The sequence below is a fragment of the Enterobacter sp. Lyrl_3 genome (assembly GCF_051948675.1).
Taxonomy (GTDB): domain Bacteria; phylum Pseudomonadota; class Gammaproteobacteria; order Enterobacterales; family Enterobacteriaceae; genus Enterobacter; species Enterobacter cloacae.
The window spans coordinates 1-542 of sequence record NZ_JAYJLI010000066.1 but is presented as its reverse complement, the minus strand read 5'-3'; the positions used below and the strand labels follow the sequence as shown (position 1 = coordinate 542).

Below are 542 nucleotides of genomic sequence, written 5' to 3'. Positions count from 1 at the left end.
GGTTATTAACCACAACACCTTCCTCCCCGCTGAAAGTACTTTACAACCCGAAGGCCTTCTTCATACACGCGGCATGGCTGCATCAGGCTTGCGCCCATTGTGCAATATTCCCCACTGCTGCCTCCCGTAGGAGTCTGGACCGTGTCTCAGTTCCAGTGTGGCTGGTCATCCTCTCAGACCAGCTAGGGATCGTCGCCTAGGTGAGCCGTTACCCCACCTACTAGCTAATCCCATCTGGGCACATCTGATGGCAAGAGGCCCGAAGGTCCCCCTCTTTGGTCTTGCGACGTTATGCGGTATTAGCTACCGTTTCCAGTAGTTATCCCCCTCCATCAGGCAGTTTCCCAGACATTACTCACCCGTCCGCCACTCGTCACCCGAGAGCAAGCTCTCTGTGCTACCGTTCGACTTGCATGTGTTAGGCCTGCCGCCAGCGTTCAATCTGAGCCATGATCAAACTCTTCAATTTAAAAGTTTGATGCTCAATGAATTAAACTTCGTAATGAATTACGTGTTCACTCGTTGAGACTTGGTATTCATTT

1 rRNA gene is annotated in these 542 nt (G+C 51.5%); it reads right to left on the bottom strand.

The features are described from left to right. A 16S ribosomal RNA gene (locus VF709_RS24915) occupies positions 1 to 469 on the bottom strand; the annotation flags it as partial. Positions 470 to 542: the final 73 nt, after the last annotated feature.